General features: G+C 73.1%; 17 protein-coding genes. 7 read left to right on the forward strand and 10 right to left on the reverse strand.

All coding sequences use genetic code 11. The annotated features are described in order from the left end of the window. Positions 1–40: 40 nt before the first annotated feature. The 3 genes from QT196_RS05810 to QT196_RS05820 all read right to left on the reverse strand — a co-directional run bounded on the left by QT196_RS05810 (position 41) and on the right by QT196_RS05820 (position 2,618). On the reverse strand, positions 41–1,009 hold the full coding sequence (locus QT196_RS05810) for a DUF979 domain-containing protein (RefSeq protein ID WP_168477926.1): 969 nt from the start codon (positions 1,007–1,009) through the stop codon (positions 41–43). Next, positions 1,006–1,716 (reverse strand): DUF969 domain-containing protein, encoded by a 711-nt coding sequence (locus tag QT196_RS05815; protein WP_085923936.1) that lies wholly within the window; start codon positions 1,714–1,716, stop codon positions 1,006–1,008. Before QT196_RS05815 ends, QT196_RS05810 begins: the two co-directional genes overlap by 4 nt. A gap of 158 nt (positions 1,717–1,874) precedes the next feature. Continuing rightward, on the reverse strand, positions 1,875–2,618 hold the full coding sequence (locus QT196_RS05820; protein ID WP_168477927.1) for a GntR family transcriptional regulator: 744 nt from the start codon (positions 2,616–2,618) through the stop codon (positions 1,875–1,877). Positions 2,619–2,893: 275 nt separating this feature from the next. On the opposite strand from QT196_RS05820, the gene QT196_RS05825 reads away from it, so the two are divergent. From QT196_RS05825 to QT196_RS05835, 3 genes are read left to right on the forward strand one after another with little or no spacing between them, the layout of a single operon-like run. After that, entirely contained in the window at positions 2,894–3,694 is an 801-nt protein-coding gene (locus QT196_RS05825) for a 5-oxoprolinase subunit PxpA (protein WP_168477928.1), read from the forward strand. Beyond that, positions 3,691–4,314, forward strand: coding sequence for a 5-oxoprolinase subunit PxpB (gene pxpB / locus QT196_RS05830; protein WP_168477929.1), 624 nt, complete (start codon positions 3,691–3,693; stop codon positions 4,312–4,314). The genes QT196_RS05825 and pxpB overlap by 4 nt, the downstream gene beginning before the upstream one ends. Then, complete coding sequence (locus QT196_RS05835; protein WP_290354485.1) at positions 4,311–5,177, forward strand: biotin-dependent carboxyltransferase family protein; 867 nt, start codon at positions 4,311–4,313, stop codon at positions 5,175–5,177. The genes pxpB and QT196_RS05835 overlap by 4 nt, the downstream gene beginning before the upstream one ends. A gap of 89 nt (positions 5,178–5,266) precedes the next feature. On the opposite strand, the gene QT196_RS05840 is transcribed toward QT196_RS05835, so the two are convergent. After that, on the reverse strand, positions 5,267–6,667 hold the full coding sequence (locus tag QT196_RS05840) for an MFS transporter (RefSeq protein ID WP_248001044.1): 1,401 nt from the start codon (positions 6,665–6,667) through the stop codon (positions 5,267–5,269). A gap of 156 nt (positions 6,668–6,823) precedes the next feature. Between QT196_RS05840 and QT196_RS05845 the strand changes: the two genes are divergently transcribed. After that, a complete protein-coding gene (locus QT196_RS05845; RefSeq protein ID WP_168477930.1) occupies positions 6,824–7,696 on the forward strand; it encodes a helix-turn-helix transcriptional regulator in 873 nt (290 codons plus the stop codon). 47 nt (positions 7,697–7,743) lie between these two features. Here QT196_RS05845 and QT196_RS05850 read toward each other — a convergent pair whose 3' ends face one another. From QT196_RS05850 to QT196_RS05870, 5 genes are all read right to left on the reverse strand, one after another. Next, a complete protein-coding gene (locus QT196_RS05850) occupies positions 7,744–11,358 on the reverse strand; it encodes a hydantoinase B/oxoprolinase family protein (RefSeq protein WP_290354486.1) in 3,615 nt (1,204 codons plus the stop codon). Then, a complete protein-coding gene (locus tag QT196_RS05855) occupies positions 11,355–12,314 on the reverse strand; it encodes an SGNH/GDSL hydrolase family protein (RefSeq protein WP_290354487.1) in 960 nt (319 codons plus the stop codon). Before QT196_RS05855 ends, QT196_RS05850 begins: the two co-directional genes overlap by 4 nt. Then, entirely contained in the window at positions 12,311–13,540 is a 1,230-nt protein-coding gene (locus QT196_RS05860; protein WP_168477933.1) for a glycosyltransferase, read from the reverse strand. Before QT196_RS05860 ends, QT196_RS05855 begins: the two co-directional genes overlap by 4 nt. Continuing rightward, positions 13,537–14,664 carry a glycosyltransferase family 1 protein gene (locus QT196_RS05865; protein ID WP_290354488.1) on the reverse strand — a complete coding sequence of 376 codons (1,128 nt, stop codon included), beginning with the start codon at positions 14,662–14,664 and terminating at the stop codon, positions 13,537–13,539. The genes QT196_RS05860 and QT196_RS05865 overlap by 4 nt, the downstream gene beginning before the upstream one ends. 343 nt (positions 14,665–15,007) lie before the next feature. Then, entirely contained in the window at positions 15,008–16,423 is a 1,416-nt protein-coding gene (locus tag QT196_RS05870) for a HEAT repeat domain-containing protein (protein WP_168477934.1), read from the reverse strand. Positions 16,424–16,734: 311 nt separating this feature from the next. On the opposite strand from QT196_RS05870, the gene QT196_RS05875 reads away from it, so the two are divergent. Then, a complete protein-coding gene (locus QT196_RS05875) occupies positions 16,735–18,201 on the forward strand; it encodes a SpoIIE family protein phosphatase (protein ID WP_290354489.1) in 1,467 nt (488 codons plus the stop codon). Between the two features lie 164 nt (positions 18,202–18,365). Here QT196_RS05875 and QT196_RS05880 read toward each other — a convergent pair whose 3' ends face one another. After that, positions 18,366–19,895, reverse strand: coding sequence for a hypothetical protein (locus QT196_RS05880; protein ID WP_290354490.1), 1,530 nt, complete (start codon positions 19,893–19,895; stop codon positions 18,366–18,368). A 285-nt stretch (positions 19,896–20,180) separates the two neighbouring features. Between QT196_RS05880 and QT196_RS05885 the strand changes: the two genes are divergently transcribed. Together QT196_RS05885 and QT196_RS05890 are read left to right on the forward strand one after the other, a co-directional pair. Continuing rightward, positions 20,181–21,314: an aminoglycoside phosphotransferase family protein gene (locus QT196_RS05885; RefSeq protein ID WP_168477937.1), complete on the forward strand. Its 1,134-nt coding sequence runs from the start codon at positions 20,181–20,183 to the stop codon at positions 21,312–21,314. Positions 21,315–21,650: 336 nt separating this feature from the next. Beyond that, on the forward strand, positions 21,651–23,657 hold the full coding sequence (locus QT196_RS05890) for an N-acetylmuramoyl-L-alanine amidase (RefSeq protein ID WP_266738970.1): 2,007 nt from the start codon (positions 21,651–21,653) through the stop codon (positions 23,655–23,657). The last annotated feature ends 2 nt before the right edge of the window (positions 23,658–23,659 follow it).

Consider the following 23,659-nt stretch of genomic DNA (forward strand, 5'->3'; position numbering starts at 1 on the left):
GGGTACCGCCCGGCGGCGCGGCGGCACCCCTGGGGCCTGCTCAGAAGGCGAACAGCGCCATGATCACGATGTTGCAGCCGAGCAGTACACCCGCGGTGGGCAGCTGCGCCTTGATGGGCCCGTACTGGTCCTTCAACTCCAGCAGCGCCGCCGGGACGATATTGAAGTTGGCGGCCATGGGCGTCACGAGGGTGCCGCAGAATCCGGCGAGCATGCCGATGGCCAGTACGGCGGGAGCGTTGCCGTCGAAGTGGCCGACCAGGACGGGCCAGCCGACGGCCGCGGTCATCACGGGGAAGGCCGCGAAGGCGTTGCCCATGATCATGGTGAAGGCGAACATGCCCACGCAGTAGACGACGACCGCGATGTAGAGCGAGTCCTTGGGCAGGACGGCGGTGGTGAGCTTGCCGACCTGGTCGCCGACACCGGAGACCTGAAAGATGGCTCCCAGTGTGGCCAGCATCTGCGGCAGCAGCATGGCCCAGCCCATCGCCTCCAACATGGAACGGCCGGACTGCACGGGCACCGAGATCCGCTTCTCCCGGAGGATGATCATGCCGACGGCGAGGGCGACGACGGCTCCGATGCCGAGGCCCAGGATGGTCTCGCTGCCCTCTTCGAGGACCGGCTCGCCCCCGAAGGACAGGTGCTTGACGCCGATGGCGCAGGCCATGGCGACGACCGGGATGGTGAGCGCCGGGATGAACAGCCGGTTGCCGAGCTTGGCGGCGCTCGCGACACGCTGCTCGGTGGTGGTGGTGCGCGGGGTGCCGCGTCCGGTGAACCCGAAACCGGCCAGACAGGCCATGAGCAGCACCGCGACACCCAGGGGCTCGGCGGGTGCCTGCTTGGTGACGACCCAGCTGCTGTAGATGAAGCCGGCGCCGATCAGGCCCCAGAAGGCGCCGGTGCCGAAGCGCTTGGGGTTGCTGCGGTCCGCGACCATCTGGGCGGCCATCACCAGGAAGCTGAGGCCCACCAGCCAGTAGAACCACTCTGCCTTGATCACTTGGCGGCCTCCACTACGGCGGTGTCGTGCACGTGGGCGGTGAGCAGTTCGCGTTCCAACTGGCGGTCCAGGCGCAGCAGTCGCCAGCCGTGGACCACGAAGGCGCACACCGCGGTGGGGATCGCCCACAGGGCGAGCTGAAGCGGTTCGAGGTGGGTGCCGTAGGTGGTGTTGACGAAGCCGGTGATCAGCAGGATCGAGCCGACGGCGAGGAAGACGTCCTCCCCGAAGAAGAGGCCGACGTTGTCCGCGCTGGCGGAGAACGACCGGACTTTCTCCCGTGTCCGGTGCGGGAGTTGGCCGTATTTGCGCTCGGCCGCGCCCTCGGCCATCGGGACGGCGAGCGGGCGGACGGTCTGGGCGTGGCCGAAGACGTTGGTCAGGCCGACCGCCGCGCCGATCTGCCGCAGCCCGAGGTAGAGGGCGAGGAAGCGGCCCGTGGTGAGTTTGGCGAACCGGGCGATGAGGTTGCGGGCCTGCTCCTGGAGGCCGTAGCGCTCCAAGAGGCCGATGACCGGGAGGGTGATCGCGAAGATGGTCACGGCCCGGCTGCCGGCGAAGCCGTTGCCGAACGCGGCGAGCACCTTGCCCGGTGACAGCCCTCCGAGGAGGCCGGTCGCGATGCCGGCCACCCCTACGACCAGCAGGGGATTGCGCTTCGTGGCGAAGCCGATCACGACCACGAGCACGCCGAGGAGCACGATCATGGATCCGCCTTCCGCGTACGGGGACCCCGCAGGGCCCGTGAAGAGCTGAACAGATTGCAGCGGAGGCTAGGCGATTGTTCAACGATCCGACAAGGGTTGTGCGGCAACGGATCTGCGGAGCCCCCCGGAGCGGACCTCAGGGGCGGCTCCCCCGCCGCTCACCCCTCCGCGATGCGCTGCGCATACGCCCCCGACAGCTGGCTGCGCGAGTCCTCCAGGTAGGACCGCAGCAGCCGTTCGGCCTCGGCGGCGTCGCCCGCCTGGAGCGCCTCGGCGATCTGGCGATTACGGGTCAGATAGGGCGCATGGAAGCGCCGGGGGTCGGCCATGACGTGGAAGACCAGCCGGAGCTCCGCGAGCACGCCCCGCATCAGCTCGTCCGTGCGCGGACTGCCCGCCAGGGCCACGACGGCCTGGTGAAAGCGGATGTTGGCGGTCGAGAGCGCCTGCCACTCGCGGTCCGCCGAGGCGGTCTCACCGGCCTGTACGGCGGCCTCGATCGCCGCCACGGCTTCGGTCACCCCGGCGTCGTACGGCCCCTGCCCCAGCCCCCGTACCGCCGCGCACTCCACGAGGAGGCGTACCCGGTAGATGTCCTCCAGGTCCTCGACCGTCACCACCCGGACGAAGACCCCGCGGTTGAGTTCGTGCACCAGCAGCCGCTCATGGGTCAGCAGCCGGAACGCCTCCCGCAGAGTGTTGCGCGAGACGCCCAGCGCGCCGCCGATGCTCTCCTCCGAGAGCCGGGCACCGGGCGGGAAGTAGCCCTCGGCGATCCGGTCCCGCAGGATGTCGGCGACCCGCTCGGCCGTACTGGAGCGGCCCAGCAGGGGGCGGTCCCGCTCCAGGCCCGCGACCTCGGTGAGCCGCCCCTGATCGTTCTTCGCCGCTCCGTCGGCCATGACGCTCCCCGCTCTCGCGCTGTACCAGGCGGCGGGTTCGGGCCGTCCCGGTGTCCTGGAGCGAAAGTCAATCCCAGATGAGGGGACGAAACAACGCACCTTCGACCGGTATGCATCCACCTCTTGTCGGATCGTTGAACAATCCCTTACGTTGTCCCCGACGTCGGCCGGCCCCGAGCACCTCTGGAACGGATATACGTGAGCGAGCGCAGCGAGAGAACCATCAAGAGGTGCGCGCCACGCGGATGCGGGGCCGAGCGAAGCGAGGTTTCGGCATGAGCGAGCGCAGCGAGGGAGCCACCGCGAGAGTGGGCGTTCCTCCCGTCATCGACCTCAACGCGGACCTCGGGGAAGGCTTCGGCCGCTGGCAGCTCACCGATGACGAGGCGCTGCTCTCCGTCGTCACCAGCGCCAATGTCGCCTGCGGCTTCCACGCCGGAGACCCGGCCACGATGCGCCGGGTGTGCGAACTGGCCGCCGAGCGCGGTGTGGTCATCGGCGCCCAGGTCTCCTACCGCGATCTGGCCGGCTTCGGCCGCCGCGCTATGGACGTCCCGCCGGACGAGCTGGCCGCCGAGATCACCTACCAGATCGGCGCCTTGGAGGTCTTCGCGCGCGCCGCCGGTGCCCGCGTCGGCTACGTCAAACCCCATGGCGCGCTCTACAACCGCTGTGTGCACGACGAGGAGCAGGCCCGTGCCGTCGTGGACGGCATCCATGCCGCCGGCGGCGGCCTGCCGGTCCTCGGACTGCCCGGCTCCCGGCTGCACGAGGCCGCCGCACGGGCCCAACTCCCGGTCGTCGGCGAGGCGTTCGCCGACCGCGCCTACACCCCCGAGGGCACCCTGGTTCCGCGCCGCGAAGCGGGCGCGGTGATCCACGACCCCGACGAGGTCGTCAAGCGCGCCCTCGGCATGGCCCGCGACCAGGCCGTCACCGCCCGCGACGGCCGGCGGGTGGCCGTCCCGGCGCGTTCGCTGTGTCTGCACGGCGACACCCCGGGGGCCGCGGACCTCGCCCGGCGCGTCCGGTCCGAGCTGACGGCGGCCGGCGTCCACGTGCGGAGCTTCGTATGAGGCCGCTGCCGGTCGGTGAACACGGGCTGCTCATCGAGCTGGACAGCGCCGAGGAGGTCGAGGCGCTGCACGCCGAACTGCTGCGCCGGGCCGCGGCCGGCGCGCTGCCACCGCTGCGCGAGATCGTGCCGGCCGCCCGTACGGTGCTCCTCGACGGCCTCGCCGACCCGCGGGGCCTCCTCGCCGAACTGGCCACCTGGGACATTCCGCCGCTCACCGCCGGAGACCGGCCCACGGTGGAGATCCCGGTCCGCTACGACGGCCCCGACCTCGCCGATGTCGCCACCCTGTGGGGCGTCACCCCCGACGAGGTCGTACGGCGGCACTCCGCCACGGAGTTCCATGTCGCCTTCTGCGGTTTCGCGCCCGGCTTCGGCTATCTGACCGGCCTGCCCGAGCCCCTGCACGTACCGCGCCGGGACACCCCCCGTACCAAGGTCCCGGTCGGCTCGGTCGCCCTCGCCGGCCCGTACACCGGGGTCTATCCGCGCTCCTCCCCCGGCGGCTGGCAGCTGATCGGCACCACCGACACCGTGCTGTGGGACCCTCGCCGCGAACCGGCGGCGCTGCTCTCGCCCGGCACCCGCGTCCGCTTCGTCCCGCAGGAGACCGCCCGATGACCGACCGCGCCTTCTCGGTCGTCCGGGCCGGTGCGCTCACCGCCGTCCAGGACCTCGGCAGGCCCGGCCACGCTCACCTGGGGGTGCCGCGAGCCGGCGCCCTCGACGCGCCCGCGCACCGGCTCGCCAACCGCCTGGTGGGCAACCCCGCATCCGCCGCCACCCTGGAGACCACGCTCACGGGCTGCGCCCTGCGGATGCGTACGGCCACCACCGTCGCCGTCACGGGCGCCCCGTGCCCGGTGACCGTCGACGGCCGCCCCGCCCCCTGGGGCGCCCCGTTCCGGGTGCCGGCGGGCGCCGTCCTGGACGCGGGACCGGCCACCCACGGCCTGCGCTCGTACCTCGCCTTCGCCGGGGGCGTCGACACCGAACCGGTCCTCGGCAGCCGCGCCGCCGATCTGCTCTCCGGCCTGGGCCCGGACCCGCTCAGCGACGGCGCGATCCTCCCACTGGGGGCCCCGCACGGCCCGCCGGCCCGCGCCGACGCCGTCCCGCACCCCGGCCCGGCACCGGAACTCCTGCTGCCGTTCCTGCCCGGCCCGCGCGACGCCTGGTTCACCGAGGCCGGTCTGCGCACCCTCACCACCGGCCGCTTCCGGGTCTCCCCCGCCAGCAACCGCATCGGCCTGCGCACCGAAGGCCCGCCCCTGGAGCGCGCCCGCACCGGCGAACTCCCCAGCGAGGGCATGCCCCTGGGCGCCCTCCAGGTCCCACCCAACGGCCTGCCGGTCCTCTTCCTCCACGACCACCCCACGACCGGCGGCTACCCGGTCGTCGGTGTGGTGCCCGAACGCTTCCTGGCGACCGCGGCACAGGCGGTACCGGGCACGCCGGTCCGGTTCCTGCGCATGCGCCCCTGAGGCCGGGTTCCCAACGGCCGGTGGAATCCGACCGCCCGGAGATGCCCGGGGACGGCAGGCGTGACCGCATACGTCCGCCGCCGCTGTCCTCACCGTCGCGGCAGCAGCGCCGCCGCGCCCAGCGCTGTGGCCACCAACAGGCAGGCGGCGAGCAACAGGCTCTCCCCCATGCCCCACGCGAAGTCGTCTGCGAGGAGCGCACCGAAGACGGCGATGCTGAGCGCTCCGCCCGTCTGGCGGCTGGTGTTGAGCAGCGCCGCTGCCGTGCCGGCCCGCTCGGCGTCGATGCTGTCGAGCATCAGGGAGGTCAGCGCCGGCATGGCGAGGGCGCCGCCGATGCCCAGCGGGATCATCAGCAGGGCGGTCACCCATGAGGGCGTGCCGGTGTCGACGGCGAGCAGATCGCCGCAGCCCAGCGCACAGGTCAGCAGTCCTGAGACGACCACGGCCCGCGGGCCGTAGCCGGAAACCGCTCGCGGCGAGAGGTAGTTGCCGATGGCGGTGACCACCGCCATCGGCACGAACATCAGCCCGGCCGAGAGGGCTGTCTGCCCTCGCTGCTCCTGGAAGAAGAGACTCAGGACGAACACCTCGCCGTAGAAAGCGGCGTTGAGGGCGAAGCCCGCGATGACCGGCACGGTGACACCGCGCTGCCGGAACAGCTCCAGCGGCAGCATCGGCGTGCGCCGCCGTGCCTCAGCGACCACGAAACCGGCCCCGGACACCACCGCGACCCCTGCCGCGACGAGCACAGTGCCGGTCAACCCGCCGTGCCCGCCCTCGATCACGGCGAAGGTCAGTCCGGCCAGCGCCAGTACCGCCGTCAGCTGCCCGGGCAGGTCGAACGCAGCAGGGCGGCGTGGGGAGCGCGCCGCCCGCAGCAGGGCCAGGAAGCCGATGAGCCCGGCAGGCAGATTGAGACAGAACACGGCGCGCCAGCTCCACGTCGTGGTGAGCAGCCCGCCCAGAACGGGCCCCGCGGCGACGGCCACCGCGCCGCCGACCGTCCACAGGGCGACGGCACGCGCCCGCACACCCGGCTCGGGGAACGCCTGCCGGATCAGCGCCAGCGAGGCGGGCACCATCAGCGCTGCCGCGCTCCCCTGCACCACGCGCGCCGCCGTCAGCGCTCCCAGCGTCGGCGCCGCCCCACAGGCCAGCGAGGCGAGGGTGAACACACCGAGCCCCCAGCCGAACGCACGCCGCGCGCCCACCGCGTCCGAGAGCGCACCGGCGGAGAGCAGCAGCGCCGCGAACATCAGCGTGTAGCTGTCAACGATCCACTGGAGCCCGGACATGGAACCGCCGAGTTCACCGCGCACGGCGGGCAGCGCGACATTGACTCCGGAAACGTCCAGCGTGATCACGAAGAAGCCGAGCACGGCGGCGATCAGCGCCGCGACGGCAGCGCCCGGCCGCTCCCCTTCATGTCGGGTACCCGTCCTCCGCGTCTCGGCTCCCGTGCCTGTCCCGGCCTGCATCACGCTCATCGTCCTCCGCGCTCCCCACGGTGCCGTCCCTGGCGAATTCGGAAAACAGCCTGCCCGGCACGTGCGGCCCCCGGCAGACCGGGCCGTGCGGGGGAGCGCTGTTCCTGGCCCTGATACGGCCCCCCTGCACGCCTGGCTCTTTGCGACAATGGCCGGATGAGCGACGGTACGGAACTGGGCCGCTTCCTCCGCGCCCGCCGCGGGCAGATCCGCCCGCAGGATGTGGGCCTGCCCGTCGGCACAGGCATCCGCCGCACTCCGGGGCTGCGCCGCGAGGAACTGGCGACGCTGGCCGGGGTCAGCGTCGACTACTACACACGGCTGGAGCGCGGCCGCGAGACCCGGCCCTCGCCCTCCGTCGTCGCCGCGCTCGGCGAAGTGCTCCGGCTGTCCGATGACGCGCTGCACCGGCTGCACGAGCTGGTGGCGCTCGCCGCAGGCCAGGCACCGACGCCGTCCCCGGGCCCGGCGCGTGCGGTGCGGGAGCCGGTTCGCGCCTTGCTGGAGACGCTGCGCCCCTCACCGGCGTACGTCGTCAGCCGCACCAACGATCTGCTGGCCGCAAACCGGCCCGGCCTGCGCCTCCACGCCGGCATCACGGACTGGCCGCGGGAGCGCCGCAACATCACCCGCTATATGTTCCTGCACCCCATGGGCCGCAGGCTGTACCGCGACTGGGAGGAGACGGCAGCGCACAGCGTGGCTCACCTGCGTGCGATTGCGGGGGCCGACCCGGACATGCCGGAGCTGGCCCAGCTCGTCGGCGAACTCGTGGTGAAGAGTCCGGAGTTCGCCCGGCTGTGGGAGCGGTACGAGGTCCGGGCGCGCGGTGGCGGCCAAAAGCACTTCCAGCACCCGGAGGTCGGCTCGATGTCCCTCACCTTCGAGGTGATGGCGATCTTCCGCACCGACGGCCAGCGCCTCGTCGTCTACCAGGCGCCCACCGGCACTGCGGACCACGACGCGATGCTGCTGCTGGACATGGCCAGCCCCGAGGAGGCAGCGCTCGTCGAGGGAGCCGAGCGGTAGCCGGGCGCGCCGAACGCGGAGTCCGACATCGCCGGACAACCGCCCGCTCAGCCGCCGTCCGGCGTCCCGTATCCCCCACCCCCCGGGGTGCGCAGCACCAGCACATCATCGACGCCGACGTCCGCCGCGTCACAGCCCGCCAGGTTCTCGTGTGCGCCGTCCGCCCGCTCGATGGAGTTGGCGCCGAGCGCGCCGGGGGCGCCGCCCGCCATGCCGTACGGGGCGATCCGGCGGTGGTTGGTGAGTACGGCGATGGTCATCGGCTCCAGGAAGCGGAGCCGGCGCTCGACGCCGCAGCCGCCGTGCCAGCGGCCCCTGCCGCCGCTGCCGGAGCGGATGGCGAAGCTGTCGACGCGGACGGGGTAGCGCCACTCCAGTACTTCGGGGTCCGTCAGCCGGGAGTTGGTCATATGGGTCTGGACGGCATCCGCGCCGTCGAAGCCGTCGCCGGCGCCCGCACCGCTGGCGACGGTCTCGTAATACTGCACCCGGTCATTGCCGAAGGTGAGGTTGTTCATGGTGCCCGAGCCCTCGGCCTGGATGCCGAGCGCGGCGTAGAGGGCGCCGGTGACTGCCTGGGAGGTCTCCACATTGCCCGCGACGGTGGCCGCCGGGAAGACGGGGGCGAGCATCGAGCCCTCCGGGATGCGGACCTCCACGGGCTTGAGGCAGCCGCTGTTGAGCGGGATGTCGTCGGCGACCAGGGTGCGGAAGACGTACAGCACGGCCGCCATCACCACCGAGCTGGGGGCGTTGGCGTTGCCGGGCTGCTGGGGTGAGGTGCCGGCGAAGTCCAGTACGGCGCTGCGGGCCGCGCGGTCGACGGTCAGCGCCACATGGATCTCGGCCCCGCTGTCGGTCTCGTAACGGTAGCTGCCGTCCGACAGCCCGGCGATGATCCGCCGGACCGATTCCTCGGCGTTGTCCTGGACGTGCCCCATGTAGGCCCGTACGACGGCCAGGCCGAACTGCTCGGTCATCCGCCGGAGTTCCTGGATGCCCTTCTCGTTGGCGGCGATCTGGGCGCGGAGATCGGCGAGGTTGGCGTCCGGTGCGCGGGAGGGGTACGGGCCGGCGGCGAGCAGGTCGCGGGTCGCGCGCTCGCGCAGTTCCCCGTCGCGCACCAGCAGCCAGTTGTCGAAGAGGATGCCCTCCTCCTGGATGGTGCTGCTGAAGGCCGGCATCGAGCCCGGGGTGATGCCGCCGATCTCGGCGTGGTGGCCGCGGGAGGCCACCAGGAACAGCAGTGTGTCCCCGTCGGCGTCGAAGACGGGAGTGACGACGGTGACGTCGGGGAGATGGGTGCCCCCGTGGTACGGATCGTTGATCGCATACACGTCGCCGGGCCGCATCTCGTCGCCGCGGCGCCGCAGCACCTCCTTGATGGACTCCCCCATCGAGCCCAGGTGCACGGGAATGTGCGGGGCGTTGGCGATCAGATTGCCGTCGGCGTCGAAGAGCGCACAGGAGAAGTCGAGGCGTTCCTTGATGTTGACGGAGTGTGCGGTGTTCTCCAGGCGGACGCCCATCTGCTCGGCGATCGCCATGAAGAGGCTGTTGAAGACCTCCAGCATCACCGGGTCGGCCGCCGTGCCGACCGCCGCCCGGCCGGTGCGCGGCCGGGTCCGGGTCAGCGTGAGATGTCCGCGCTCGCCCATGGCGGCCTGCCAGTCCGGGTCGAGGACCGTGGTCGCGTCCTCCTCGGCGATGACGGCCGGGCCGGTGAGGGTGTCACCGGGGCGCAGGTCGGTGCGCCGGTAGAGGCCGGTGGCCTGCCAGCGGCCGCCGGTGTACATCCGGATCGTCGCGGCAGGCGTCAAATCCCCTTCCCTGCCGCCGGGTTGTGTCTCATAGCCGCCGGCGCCGCCGGCCGCTCCCAGCGCCTCGACCGACACCGCCTCGGCCACCAGGGGCTTGTCCATGGTGAAGGCGTAGCGCTCGCGGTGCGCCCGGACGAACTCCGCGGCCATGGTGTCGGCGTCGGCCAGCGGGACGCCGATGGTGGAGTCGGTCCCGGCGTAGCGGATCAGCGCCCGGGCGCGGGTGGTGACGGAGGCGTCCGGCACCCCGTCGTCGAGGAGTTCGCGCCGGGTCTGCGCGGCGAGGGTGTCGCACACCTCCTGGACCCGGCCGACGGCCCCGGGGTCGGTGAACTCCGCCTCGACGGCCTGCTCGCGCATCGCGGTGGCGTCGGCGACCCCGATGCCGTACGCGGAGAGCACCCCGGCCAGCGGCGGGACGAGCACCGTGTCGATGCCCAGGGCGTCGGCGACCGCGCAGGCGTGCTGGCCGCCGGCGCCGCCGAAGCTGGTGAGCGCGTAGCGGGTGATGTCGCGGCCGCGCTGCACGGAGATCTTCTTGACGGCGTTGGCCATGTTGAGCACCGCGATGTCCAGGAAGCCGGCCGCGACCTCCTCGGGTCCGCGGTCGTCCCCGGCCTCGGCGGCGGCCCGCGCGGCCAGTTCCGCGAAGCGGGTACGGACCACCTCGGCGTCCAGCGGCTGGTCACCGTCCGGCCCGAACACCGCCGGGAAGTGCGCGGGCTGGATACGGCCGAGCATGACATGGGCGTCGGTGACGGTGAGCGGGCCGCCGCGCCGGTAGCAGGCCGGCCCCGGGTCCGCGCCGGCCGAGTCGGGGCCGACCCGGTAGCGGCGGCCGTCGAAGTGCAGCACGGAGCCGCCGCCGGCCGCGACGGTGTGGATGTTCATCATGGGCGCGCGCATCCGTACGCCCGCGACCTCGTTGCCGAAGACCCGCTCGAACTCACCGGCGTAGTGCGACACATCGGTGGAGGTGCCGCCCATGTCGAAGCCGATCACCCGGTCGTAGCCGTCGCCCGCGTCGGCGGACGTACGGACCATGCCGACCACACCGCCCGCAGGCCCGGACAGCACCGCGTCCTTGCCGCGGAAGTGCACGGCCTGCCGCAGCCCCCCGTTGGACTGCATGAACATCAGCCGGATACCGGGGAGCTGGGCGGCGATCTCGTCGACATAGCGGCCCAGGATCGGCGAGAGATAGGCGTCGACGACGGTGGTGTCGCCGCGCGGCACCAGCTTCATCAGCGGGCTGACCTCGTGCGAGCAGCTGACCTGGGCGAAACCGGCGCGCCGGGCCAGCTCGGCGACCGTCCGCTCGTGCTCGGCGTGGCGGTAGCCGTGCAGCAGGACGACGGCGGCGCTGCGCAGACCGTCCGCGCGGGCCCGGACCAGCGCCCGGCGGACCTCGTCCACGTCCAGCGGCCGGACCAGGCCGCCCTGGGCGCCGATCCGCTCCGGTACCTCGATCACCCGGTCGTAGAGCGCCTCGGGCAGCACGATCCGCCGGTCGAAGATCCGCGGCCGGTTCTGGTAGGCGATCCGCAGCGCGTCCCGGAAGCCTTCGGTGATCAGCAGCACCGTCGGTTCGCCCTTACGTTCCAGCAGGGCGTTGGTGGCGACGGTGGTGCCCATCTTGACGACCGACACCCGGTCGGCGGGCACCGGTTCGTCCGGGCCGAGGCCCAGCATCAGCCGGATGCCGGCCACCGCGGCGTCCCGATAGCGCTCCGGATGGTGCGAGAGCAGCTTGGTGGTGGCCAGCCGCCCGTCCGGCCGCCTGCCGACGACGTCCGTGAACGTGCCACCGCGGTCGATCCAGAACTCCCAGCGTCCGGTCACCCCGCCATTGTCGCAGCGCCCCTCGCCGTCCCGGTGTCTTTGCCGGTGCCCGCGCCGTTCGGCCGGGTCAGCGCGGCGAGTGCGGAGCGGGTGGCGTGCTCGGCCGCGGCGTCCAGCAGACGCCCGGAGCCGGCCAGGCCGTGCCGGCACTCCTGGACCGCCAGCCCGAGCAGCCCGGGCAGCAGATCCGTGCACCGGTCGGCGACCCAGCGGGTGCCCCGGGTCGCCATCCACAGCGCGGCTCCGGCACGGGTCGGCGCGGGCCCGTCGAGGGTGAGCGCGGGCGGCGGTCCGACGGGCAGGCCGACGGTGGCGAGCGCCGTATGGAAGCCGCGGGCCAGCAGCCGGTGGCCGCGCTCGCTGGGGTGCAGCCGGTCCACGCTCCAGGAGGCGCGTTCGGCGACCCACGGGTACTCGGCGAGGTGCAGATGCACACCCTCGTAGCGGGCGGCCACCGCGTGGACGACGGTGTTCACGGCGCGCATCCGGCGCCCCAGCGGGCGGGCCAGCGGCGCGGGCAGCCCCAGCATCCGGCCCGGATCGGGCAGACAGGCCGTCAGCACCACGGCCCCGTCGGCGCTCAGCGCGCCGTGCGCCCGGTCCAGCGCGGCCGCCACCCGCTCGATGGCGAAGGCGGCGCGCAGGGTGTCGTTCGCCCCGACGAGCAGTGAGGCGAAACGCGGCCGGAGCGCCCGGGCCGCGGGCAGCTGCCGTTCGGCGACATCGGCGGCCTGCGCCCCGCTCCGCGCCAGATTCACCAGCGGGACGCTCCCGGGCCGCTCGCCCAGCGCCTCGGCCAGCAGAACGGCCCAGCCGCGCCAGCCACCGCCCGGTACCGGGTCGCCGAGCCCCTCGGTCAGCGAATCACCGAGCGCGACGAAACAGCCCGGGGCCGGGGAACGCCCACCGCCCGGAGCCTGCGCCGGAATCACCACCCCCTCGGAGGCCATCGTCACCACCCGCCCAACGGCCGCGCCGGGTGCGGTACGGCCGCGGCGGCGAGCGCCCTGCCGACCGGTGCGGGCGCGTCGTGTGCCGCCAGGAAGGCATCGACGGCGGGCTGCCAGCCGTAGCCCTCGGCACGCCGGCGGGCGGCGGCGCGCCGGGCGGGCTCGGGCCGGGCCAGCACCCGCTGGACCGCGTCGGCGAAGGACGGCCCGTCGTCCAGCGCCGTGTCCCCGACGCTGCCGACCAGGCTCGCCAGCGCGGAGGCCGCACTGGCGACCACCGGGGTGCCACAGGCGAGCGCCTCCAGGGCCGCCAGTCCGAAGGTCTCCGCCGGGCCGGGCGCCAGCAAGACGTCGGCGCCGGCCTGGAGCGCGGCGAGCCGGGAACGGTCGGCGAGATGCCCGAGGAACGCCACGGGCAGCCGCTCGGCCCGCCCCCGGGCCTCCAGGCGCGCCCGCAGCGGCCCGTCACCGGCGACCACCAGCGCCGCGTCGACCCCGCGCCGCCGCAGCTCCGCCAGCGCGTCCAGGGCCCGGCCAGGCCGCTTCTCCTGCGACAGCCGGGAGCAGAGCAGCAACAGGACCTCCGCCCGGCCCGCGCACTGCCGCCGCAGCTCGGCGCTGCGGCAGTCCGGGTGCCAGGCCGCGAGATCGACCCCGAGCGGCGCCCGCACCACGTTGCGCGCACCGGCCCGGACGAACTCCGCCGCCGCCCACTCGGTGGTGCACACGACCCGGCTGTAGGCATGCGCCGTACGGCGGTTGAGCCGGTCCGCGGCGCCGCGCGCGAGCGGCTGCGGCACGCCCCAGGTGCGCAGCACCCCGTCCACGCTCTCGTGGGAGACCATCACCGCGGGCACCCGCGCCCGGCGCGCCCACTCCCCCGTCCAGCGCAGCGTCGTACGGTCGGAGACCTCCAGCCGGTCGGGGGCCAGCGAGTGCAGCAGCCGCTCCAGCCGGCGGCGGTCGGTCAGCATGCGGTAGCCACCGCTGCCCGGCAGCTCCGGTCCCGGCACGGTGATCACCCGGCCCTGCGCGGTGAGCTCATCGCGGACGCCGACCGCCCCGTTCGCTCCCGGCGGTCCAGGCACGATCAGCACCGGCTCGTGCCCCGCGGCCCGGTACCCCGCACCGAGTTCGCGCAGCGCGGTGCGCAGCCCGCCGGAGGCCGGAGTCACGAAGTTGGCGATCCGGACGATCCGCAGCCCCGCCCCGGTGGTGCGTCGCGCGCTCATGCCGCCACCGCCGGCCGGTCGCTGAGCACGGCCTCGTAGTGCCCCAGCAGCTGATCGCCGACCGCCTCCCAGGAGCGGTCCTCGACGGCGCGGCGGCCCGCGGCGCCGAACCGGGCCCGCAGCTCGGCACTGCCCGCGAGCAAGCGCACCGCGTCCCGGAACGCGCCGCCGTCACCGGGCGTCACCAGCAGCCCCGTACGGCCGTGGTCCACCAGGTCCAGCGGACCGCCCGCCCGTGGCGCCACCACCGGCACGCCCGAGGCCATCGCCTCCTGCACGGTCTGGCAGAAGGTCTCATACGGCCCGGTATGCACGAAAACATCCAACGACGCATAAAGCCGCGCGAGTTCGTCCCCGGTACGGCGGCCGAGGAAGCGGACCTCCGGCAGCGCGGTACGCAGCCCGGCGGCGCTCGGGCCGTCGCCGATGACAACAGTGCGGACCCCCGGCAGCCGCGAGGTCTCCGCCAGCAGCCGGACGTCCTTCTCCGGCGCAAGCCGCCCCACGTACCCCACCAGCAGCTCCCGCCCCGCGGTCAGCGAGCTGCGCAGCACCGCGTCACGCCGCCCCGGGTGGAACCGCTCGGCGTCGACACCACGCGGCCAGAGGTGGACCCGCGGCACCCCGTGCTCGGTCAGATCCAGCAGCGCCGCACTGGACGGCGCCAGCGTGCGGTCGGCGGCGGCATGCACCGCCCGGATACGCCGCCAGGCCGTGGCCGCGCCCCCGCCGAGGTAGGTACGGGCGTAGCGGCCCAGATCGGTCTGGTAGACGGCGATCGCGGGCACCTGCCGACGGGCGGCGGCCGCCATCCCGCGGGCGCCGAGGACGAAGGGACTGGCGAGATGCACCAGATCGGGGCGGTGCCCGTCGAGCGCCGCGGACAGCCGGCGCCCGGGAAGCGCGATCCGCACCTGCGGATAACCGGGCAGCGGCATCGAGGGCACCCGGACGACGGGGCAGGGACTCTCGTCCGTATCGGTGGCCGCCGAGGCGCCACCGAGCGGCGCGATGACGAGCGGATCATGACCGCGCCGGACCAGGTGCCGGGCGGTTTGCAGGGCGCAGTGGGAGACGCCGTTGACATCAGGCGGGAAGGATTCGGTGACGAGGACGACACGCATACGGCTGTTGTCGGCGCACGGTGCGTGGAGGGAGCCAAAGGGATCTTTCCTGTCGGAAAATTGTGGCCCACGTTTTTGGCGGACCCGCCGTGGGGGTTGCTCGGCGCGTGTGGCCCGCTGCCGCGGTGCCCCCGCCGTTGCGCCTGGCGGCGGGCGGGGTCCGCTGCGCGGGGCTGTCGGGGTGCGGTGACGGGCCGGAGGGGCCTGGTGTGTGGACTGCTTCGCTTTACGTCCACACACCAGGCCCCGGAGGCCCGTCACCGCACCCGACAACCACCCAGCCCGCCGCAGGCGCAACGGCGAGGTCCCCCACGGCGGGAAAGCCGAAAACGTGGGGAAAAGCCTAGGCCTCAGGGCCGATTCGGCTACGGACGGCCGTTTGGACCTCGTCCTCCTCGGCCGGGTCGGCGGCGAGCCGCCTGAGTTGTTCGACGACGCGGTCGTCACCGGTGGCGGCGTGCCGAGCGGCCAGTTCTCGGGTGGTTTCCTCGCAGTCCCAGAGGCATTCGACGGCGAAGCCGGCCGCGAAACCGGGGTCGGTGGCGGCGAGTGCCCCGGCGGCCCGGCCGCGGAGGTGGGAGGAGGAGGTTTCGCGGTAGATGTGGCGGAGGACGGGGGCGGCGCAGGCGACGCCGAGACGGCCGGTGCCGTCGACCAGTTCCCAGAGGCCGTCCGCGTCCGGCCCCTCTTCGCGTACGGTCCGGCGCAGCGCGGCCAGTACCAGCTCGGCGTCGTGCCGTGCGCCACGACGGGCGAGCACCCCGGCGGCGGCCGCGCCCAGCCGGTCCGTGCGCGGCGCCCAGATGCGGGCCCGCGCGACCGCGGCCACGCTGCGCATCCGCGTGAAGGCGGCGAGCGCAGCGGAGGCCAGCTGCTCGGAGGAGAAGGGGTCGGCCACCGCGGCCTCGATCAGGTCGAGGGTCTCGGGGTCGCCGCGTTCGGCGAGGTGGTGGAGTACGGCGGCGCGCGCCGCGTCGGGGGCGCTGCGCGCGGCGCGCAGCAGCTCGGGGCGGTCCTGGGGGCCGGCGACGGCGCCCAGGCAGCGGGCGGCGGCGTACTGCCGGTGTTCCGTGGGCGCCGGGTCCAGGTCCTGCTGGGCCCACGCCAGGACCTCGGTCACGCTCCAGCCGGGGCGCGGCCCGCTGGGCTGAAGCTGTCGCTGCCAGCGGTCGAAGGAGCCCTGTTCCCCGGCGGCGGCCAGCCGCTCGGCGTAACGGGGGTCGTCGGCCCACAGCCGCCAGGGCCGGGGCTCGAAGGCGTCGCGCACGGCGGCGGCCAGGTCGGCCTCGCCCTGCTCGGTCCCGGGGAAGCGGGCGAGAACGGCGGGCGCGAGGGTCATCAGCCCGGCGTCGTCGTCACGCAGCGCAAGCTCGTCCAGGGCCCACCGCCAGTTGCTGCCGGCCGCGGCATAGCTGCGCAGCAGCAGACGGGCGGCGTCCCTGCCGTACGCGGCGAGGTGGCCGAGGACGGCGAGGGCCAGACCGGTGCGCTCCTCGCCGGTGTCGACCAGGTCGTCCGGGTGGAAGAGGTGGCGTTCGATCTGCTCGAGCCCGCCGTCGAGCTGCATGTAGAGGCGTGCGTAGTAGAGCGAGCGGTTCTCGACCTGCCAGTCACGCCGGGGGTCGCGCAGCACGCTGTCGTTGAGTGCCGCGAGCGCCTCGGCCCGCGGCGCCGCGAGGGCATGCAGGGTCCCGTCGCCGCGGCCTCGCTGAAGGAGGCCGAGCAGGGTGCCACTGGGCGCTATGTCTGGATCGAACATGAGGTCAGCATCCGGTGCGGGGGACTGGCTGGCAACGGGATTTCCGCTGACCGGCATTCTTGCCGGTGACCGCGGGCCGTATGCGTCGTTCCCCTCATGGATCGACGGGAACGCCTGCGTACGGCGGCCGAAGCCTAGCGTGGAAGCTGTTATTCCGCCGATTCGCCCCGGGGTTGCCCCCGGAAGGCCGACGGCATATGCCAGATGCACCACCGTATCGGGTAGTGCCAAATCCCTTACGGACTGTCGCCGCCTGTGCAACAGTCGTTACCGGCCCTTCAGCCCGGCGCCGCCTGATCACGGAGTACGTCATGCCGTCCCCTCTCTTCGCGGATCACTCAGCCGACCGGCCCCCCGAGCGCGAAACGGTCGAGGCACTCATCACGCAGGCCCGCCGCCTGCGCGGTGGCCTCGACGCCGTCCGGGAGTCCACGGTGGACACCAGCCTCGCCACCGACCCGCAGCTGCGCTGGCAGCGGGCCCTGTGCGATCTCGCGGTGCACCACCTCGACGACCTCGGGGGCCATCTCGACCAGCTGAGAGAGGGCCTGCCCGCCGAGAGTGCGGACGACCTGGTGGAGGCCGAGCCGCCGGCCGCCCCGCCGGAGCCCGGGCCCGAGCCCCATGAGCGCGGCGCGCTGCTGCGCCGGGTGGGCAGCGCCGAGTGGAATCTGCTCACCGACGAGGTCAGCTGGTCCGACGAACTGTTCGCGATGTTCGGCCGGGCCCCGTCCGACGGCCCGCTCACCCTCGACGAGCTGCCGTCCCTGGTACACCCCGAGGACCAGGACGGGCTGGCCACGATGGTCACGGACTGTCTGGTGGACGGCCGGCCGATCGACGGCGAATTCCGCATCGTGCGCCCGGACGAGACGCTGCGCACGGTGCACATGGTGGGCGAGCCGGTGCTCGACGCCGACGGCAGTACCGCCTGCATGTGGGCCGTGCTGCGGGACGTCAGCGAGCTGCGCCGCAGCCAGCAGGCGGTACGCGAGACCCGTGACTCGCTGCACCGCGAGCGGCAGATCGCGCAGACCGAGCACCGGCTTGCGGTCGAGCTTCAGGAGGCCGTGCTGCCGCCGTGGCGCGGCTCCCTGAGGTTCCCGCACGGCGGCCCGGTGGCCCTCGACCTCGCCGGGCGCTATCTGCCGTCCGGCACCCGCGACCTGATCGGCGGGGACTGGTACGACGCACTGCAACTCCCGGACGGCACCACCCTGATGAGCGTCGGCGACCTCACCGGGCACGGCGTCACCGCCACGTCCGGAATGGCGATGGTGCTCGGCGCCCTGCGCGGTATGGCGGTCGCCGGACACCGGCCGGGACCCCTGATGGGCTTCGTCAACCAACTGCTGGACACCGCCGCCCAGCCGGCGCTGGGCAGCGCGGTGTGCGGCCGGTTCGACCCCGCCGCGCGAACGCTGGAGTGGGCCCAGGCGGGACACCCCGCGCCGCTGCTGTTCCGCGGCGGCACGGGGCGCGCGCTGGACCCGCCCGAGGGCGTACTTCTCGGCGCGACTTCGGGTGCGACCTACACCCAGCACACCGAGCAACTGGAGCCCGGCGACCTCCTCGTCCTGCACACCGACGGCCTCGTCCCGCGCCGTGCGCAGGGCGCGGATGCCACCCATGAGGGTGCCGAGCGGCTCCTCGCCCTGGCGCCGCGGTTCGCCGGGACGCGCAGTGCCCAGGACTGCGTCCGCATCGTCGTCGAGGAGTTCGGCACGGCCGAGCGCGAGGACGACGCCTGTGTGCTGATCGCCCGGATGGGCGGCTGACACACCACGGGGCAGGCGGAGGGTGGACCGGCGCCTTGGACGACCACTTGGTGACGTCGGTCGGCGGAGCGTCGGTGGACGGCTGAGGCGGCAGGGGCGCGGAGGAGGTGTCGCCACCCGGGACTACAGGTGACGCACCGTCACCCCCCGCGTCACCGCCCGTCTCAGACCGAGAGGTTCTTTCCCAGCCCCGCTCCGATACCGGGGCCCAGGCCCGACCCCTTGGTCTTCGGCTTCGCCTTCGGCAGGACATGCTGGATCTCCTCGCGCAGGTCCTGGATCTTGGCGTAGTTCGCGTACTGCCCCGTGAGCCGGAACATCTCACGGAGCCGGTCCCAGGTCCGGTGCGAGGAGTTCTCCCCGATGGACACCAGCGCCAGCCGCGCGTAACGGTCGGCCTGTTCGGGGTCGTTGCCGATGAAGCAGGCCGACGCCATCGAGAGGTAGTCGAAGATCTGCGACCGCTGGCGGCCGTTCTCCCGCAGCGTCAGCGCCCGCTTGGCGTGATGCTGGGCGACCCTGGCGACCGACGGATCGTGGTCGGCGAGGGTACGGAACGCCAGCGCCTGCATACCGTGCAGATCCGCCTCGTCGAACATCTGCATCCAGCTCGGCGGCGGCACATCGCCCTTGTCGGAGACGAACAACTCCTCCGCCTCGCCCAAAGTGCGGCGCATCGCCTGGCCGTGCCCCTTGGACGCCTGGGCCCAGGCCTCGATGGTGTGCAGCATGGCGCGGGTGCGCGGCAGGGTTTCCGCGCCGGAGCCGGACTTGGCCAGCTTCATCAGATCCAGCGCGTCGTCCGGACGGCCCAGATGGACCATCTGGCGGGCGGCACGGGAGAGCGCCTCACCGGCGCGGGGCCGGTCGCCGCCCTCGCGGGCCGCATGGGCGGCGATGATGAAGTACTTCTGGGCGGTGGGCTCCAGGCCCACGTCGTGGGACATCCAGCCGGCCAGCACCGCCAGATTGGCGGCCACCCCCCACAGCCTGCGCTGGAGATGCTCGGGGTGGCGGTAGGCGAGCATGCCGCCGACCTCGTTGAGCTGGCCCACCACGGCCTTGCGCTGCAGCCCGCCACCGCGGGCCGCGTCCCAGGCGCGGAACACCTCGACCGAGCGCTCCAGCGCGTCGATCTCCTGCGACCCCACGGGGGCCGCCTCGTAGCGGTCGAGGCCGATCTGGTCGAGTTCGTCGAAGGAGTCGGAAGCGAACGGGGCGTCGTGGCGTGGGGCGCCGGCCGGTGTCGGATCGGTGTGCAGCCAGTCGTGCATGGCGCCGGTGAGCGCGGAACCCGCGGCGAGCGCAGCGCCCGCACCCACCAAGCCGCGTCGGTTGAGCATGAGGTCCATTCCCGTGAATTCCGTGAGGACCGCGGCGGTCCGTTCGGGAGCCCACGGCAGACCGTCCATGGCCTGCCGCTTCCCCGAGCGACCGGTTCTTGCGAACCCGAGGTCCTCGATGGTTACGACACGGCCGAGGCGCTCGGTGAACAGGGAAGCCAGAACCTTGGGCACCGGATCACGCGGGGTCTCCCCCATGTCGATCCAGCGCCGCACTCGTGAGGTGTCGGTCGCCAGCTGCGGATGGCCCATGGCCGCCGCCTGCCGGTTGACCAGTCTCGCCAGCTCTCCCTTGGACCAGCCGGCCAGGCCGAAAAGGTCCGCGAGACGGGTGTTCGGCTGCCTGTCCACGTCAAGCCCCCAGGTTCCTCGACTGAGTTGACAGTAACGGCCGCTGACATGCACTGGGTCCATTCGCCAGGGTTCGCCACCCTGCGCCAGATGGTCTGCCACCCGCAGCCACGTGTTCTGTAGACATGCCGCCCCCGGCCTGGTGGCGGGACCGCATTCCCCAGGGTGCGCGCCCTTCACAGGGACCCTGGATCGGCCTCCTGCACGGGGCCCGTTCACGGGTTCCCACCACCGGGCCGGGGAGCGCACGCAACTCGCCGGCGCACGAAGGGATCTGTCTCACCCATGTATGCAGCATCGTCCGCCGTGACCGTCCCCACCCGGCCGCACCGCCCGCACCCCACCGGAGGGGGGCCGTATCTCGACCCCACGCCTTCCGCGGGGGCGGTCCCCGGTCTCCCCGGCGGCCGTACCCGGCGGGCGCAGGGGACAGGCGCCCAACCGCTCAGCGGAAGGCTCGACTTGTCCGGCCCCCAGGGCGCCCAGTTGCGCGCCGCCGTCGCCTCGGTGCACCGGATCTGCCCGGAGTTCAATCCGGTGCAGGTGCTGCGGCGCAGCGGCAGATCCGTCCTCCTCGTGGGGACGACGGGCCGGATGACCGCGGTCGCGAAGTGTTTACTGGACCATTCGCCGGCCTGGGCGGACAGGTTCCGGCAGGAAATAAGCGCATACCGCGCATTCGTCCGGCATCGTCCGCCGGTTCGGGTGCCGCGGCTGGTGGCGGCCGACCCCGACAACTGCACGCTCATCATGGAGCGGATGCCCGGCCGGGTCGCGGCCCTGACCCGGCACCCGTCCGAGGCCCCGCCCCGCGCGGACGTCCGGTCCGCGCTCGGCGCGATCTGCCGGATCAACCTCTGGCGTCCGCCGGCCGGGCTGTTCGACACCCCGCTGGACTACGCGGGCCGGATCAGCCGCTACCACGACCTGGGGCTGCTCACCGACCGGGACCTGGGTGATCTTCAGAAGCTGATGCACGGCCTGTCGCACACCCAGGGCCAGTTCTGTCACGGCGATGCGCTGCTGAACAACGTGCTGCTGTCCCCCGCCGGCCCGGTGCTGCTGGACTGGGACAACGCGGGCTGGTATCTGCCGGGCTACGACCTGGCGACGCTGTGGTCGGTGCTCGGTGACGCGCCAGTGGCCCGCCGCCACATCAGCCAGCTCGCCCAGAACGCCGGAGCGGCCTCGCGGGACGCCTTCCTGGTGAATCTGATGCTGGTGCTCACCCGCGAGATCCGGCGCTATGAGACCGCGGTCCAGCGGACCATGCGCGAGCCCACGCCGACGGGGGCACCGGGGCCGGGACACCCCGGCGTGCCCGCGGCGGGCGAGGAGCAGCGGCTGCTCCTGCGCCGACTGCACGACGACTGCCAGATGGCGCGTCGTGCGGTGAGGGCGGCGGTCGGCACCCGCTGACCGCCGAGGGGGGACTGTGAGCGGCGCGCCCGGGCACGGGGTGCGCCGCTCACCCATGTAGGCCGGCCCGCCCACCGGCGCTTCTCTTCTGCTGCCCGCGGGGCCGGTTCATTGGTCCATTCCACTGACGCTCCGCAGGCCCGGCACCGGTCCGGGAAGGCTCCTCTGGAGAGGCCCTGACATGCGGAATCCCGAACCGGCAGGGTGATTGACGGACCGTCGGCAAACGTATAGCTCTAAGCCGACAGGGGGCTCTAGTCTCGGGTCCCGCCCGTGCGGCCGTTTGCGCACCCACCGTCACACCGCCCCGGCTCGGGCCGGCTCGAGGAGGTTGCTTTGCAAGGATCCGCCCCGGAAGACGAGAAGAGAGTCCCCCGCCCCGCCCTGCGGAGATCAGCCACCGCCGTCGCGGCCGCGGTGCTGCTGCTGCCGCTCGCGGGAGCGCCGTCCGCCCAGGCCGGACAGCCCCGGACGGACACACTGCAACGGGCCTTCACCGAGGCCGCCGACCGTTTCCATGTGCCGCGCAGTGTGCTGCTCGGTGTCTCGTATCTGGAGTCCCGCTGGGACGGTCACGGCGGCGCGCCCAGCGTCTCGGGGGGCTACGGGCCGATGCATCTGACCGACGCCCGTACGGCCCTGACGCGCACGCCCGAGTTCAGCGAGGGTGCCGAGGACGCGCGCGGCGACGGGGCGCGGGCCCGTAAGAGGGTGCCAACCGGTGCGGCGCAGCGAGCGGCGCTGCCTGCCGAACTCCCGGCCCGATTGCGTACGTTGCCGACCGCCGCCCGGCTGACCGGCATTCCGGCCGAGAAGCTGCGCACCGACCCCGCGGCGAATGTACTCGGCGGTGCGGCGCTGCTCGCCGCGGAGCAGCGCAAGCTGGGCACGGCCGCCGGCCGCGACCCGGCCCGGTGGTATGCGGCGGTGGCGCGCTACGGCGGCCAGGACAGCGCGTACAGCGGAAGGGCTTTCGCGGACGAGGTGTACGCGGTGCTGCGCCAGGGCCAGGCCCGCACCACCGACGCGGGGCAGCGGGTCGCGCTGGCCGCCGCGCCGGGGCTGGCTCCTGACGCCGGGCAGCAGAAACGTCTCAGCGCGTCGGCCACCAAGGCGTCGACGGCGTCCGCCGCCCGCCGGCCGGAGTGCCCGCGGAGTGTCGCCTGCGAGTCCGTGCCGGCGCCGTACGAGGAGTTCGGTGACGGCGACTACGGCAACCACGACAAGGCGGACCGCCCCGCGGACCAGCGGGTCAGCGCCATCGTCATCCATGACACCGAGGGGTCCTGGGAGACCACGCTCAAGCTGATCAAGGACCCGGCGTATGTGTCCTGGAACTACACGATCCGTTCCGCGGACGGTCTGATCGCCCAGCATGTGCCCACCAAGGACGTCGCCTGGCATGCGGGCAACTGGTACATCAACTCGCACTCCGTCGGCATCGAGCACGAAGGCTTCCTGGCCGCGCCGGACGCCTGGTACACGGAGGCGATGTACCGCGCCTCGGCCCGGCTGGTGAAGTATCTGAGCCGCAAGTACGACGTGCCGCTCGACCGGCAGCACATCCTGGGGCACGACAATGTGCCCGGCACGACGACGGCCACCATCCCGGGGATGCACACCGACCCCGGCCCGTACTGGGACTGGGCGCACTACTTCACCCTGCTGGGCAAGCCGTTCAAGGCCACCGCGGGCGCGCGGGGCGGGCTGATCACCATCCGCCCCGACTACGACGAGAACGAGCCGGAGTACACAGGCTGTGTGAAGGCCGGTGACACCTGTGCCCCGCACGGCTCCACGGCGGTCCGGCTGTACAGCGCGCCGGACGAGGACGCGCCGCTGGTCAAGGACATCGGGCTGCACCCGGACGGCAAGGACTCGACGACCGGGGTGAATGACACGGGTGCCCGCGCCACTACGGGGCAGCGGTTCGCGGTGGCCGGCCGGTCCGGCGACTGGACGGCGATCTGGTACCTCGGGCAGAAGGCGTGGTTCCACAATCCGCAGGACGAGCCGGTGGCGGTGCACGCCAAGGGGCTGATCGCCACGCCGAAGGACGGGCGGCAGGAGATCCCGGTCTACGGCCGCGCGTACCCGGAGAAGGAGGCCTACCCGGCCGGCGTGCCCTACCAGGCGGTTTCCCCACTGCCGTACAAGCTCGCGGCAGGCCAGAAGTACGCCGTCGGGGGCCGGATGCGGGGCGACTACTTCTACTCCCCGACCTTCGATGTCACCAAGCACACGGTCGTGCGCGGCGAGGACGTCTACTACGAGATCCAGCTCGGGCACCGGGTCGGCTATGTGCGGGCGGCCGACGTGGAGGTGCGGGGCTCGGGTTCGTAGCC

The sequence above is a fragment of the Streptomyces sp. P9-2B-2 genome (assembly GCF_030406865.1).
GTDB lineage: Bacteria > Actinomycetota > Actinomycetes > Streptomycetales > Streptomycetaceae > Streptomyces > Streptomyces platensis.

Excerpts from the sequence above, each read along its gene's own strand:
- QT196_RS05815 (WP_085923936.1), bottom strand. The coding sequence starts at position 1,716 with ATGATCGTGCTCCTCGGCGTGCTCGTGGTCGTGATCGGCTTCGCCACG.
- QT196_RS05820 (WP_168477927.1), bottom strand. The coding sequence starts at position 2,618 with ATGGCCGACGGAGCGGCGAAGAACGATCAGGGGCGGCTCACCGAGGTC.
- QT196_RS05825 (WP_168477928.1), top strand. The coding sequence starts at position 2,894 with ATGAGCGAGCGCAGCGAGGGAGCCACCGCGAGAGTGGGCGTTCCTCCC.
- pxpB (WP_168477929.1), top strand. The coding sequence starts at position 3,691 with ATGAGGCCGCTGCCGGTCGGTGAACACGGGCTGCTCATCGAGCTGGAC.
- QT196_RS05835 (WP_290354485.1), top strand. The coding sequence starts at position 4,311 with ATGACCGACCGCGCCTTCTCGGTCGTCCGGGCCGGTGCGCTCACCGCC.
- QT196_RS05840 (WP_248001044.1), bottom strand. The coding sequence starts at position 6,667 with ATGAGCGTGATGCAGGCCGGGACAGGCACGGGAGCCGAGACGCGGAGG.
- QT196_RS05845 (WP_168477930.1), top strand. The coding sequence starts at position 6,824 with ATGAGCGACGGTACGGAACTGGGCCGCTTCCTCCGCGCCCGCCGCGGG.
- QT196_RS05860 (WP_168477933.1), bottom strand. The coding sequence starts at position 13,540 with ATGAGCGCGCGACGCACCACCGGGGCGGGGCTGCGGATCGTCCGGATC.
- QT196_RS05865 (WP_290354488.1), bottom strand. The coding sequence starts at position 14,664 with ATGCGTGTCGTCCTCGTCACCGAATCCTTCCCGCCTGATGTCAACGGC.
- QT196_RS05870 (WP_168477934.1), bottom strand. The coding sequence starts at position 16,423 with ATGTTCGATCCAGACATAGCGCCCAGTGGCACCCTGCTCGGCCTCCTT.
- QT196_RS05875 (WP_290354489.1), top strand. The coding sequence starts at position 16,735 with ATGCCGTCCCCTCTCTTCGCGGATCACTCAGCCGACCGGCCCCCCGAG.
- QT196_RS05885 (WP_168477937.1), top strand. The coding sequence starts at position 20,181 with ATGTATGCAGCATCGTCCGCCGTGACCGTCCCCACCCGGCCGCACCGC.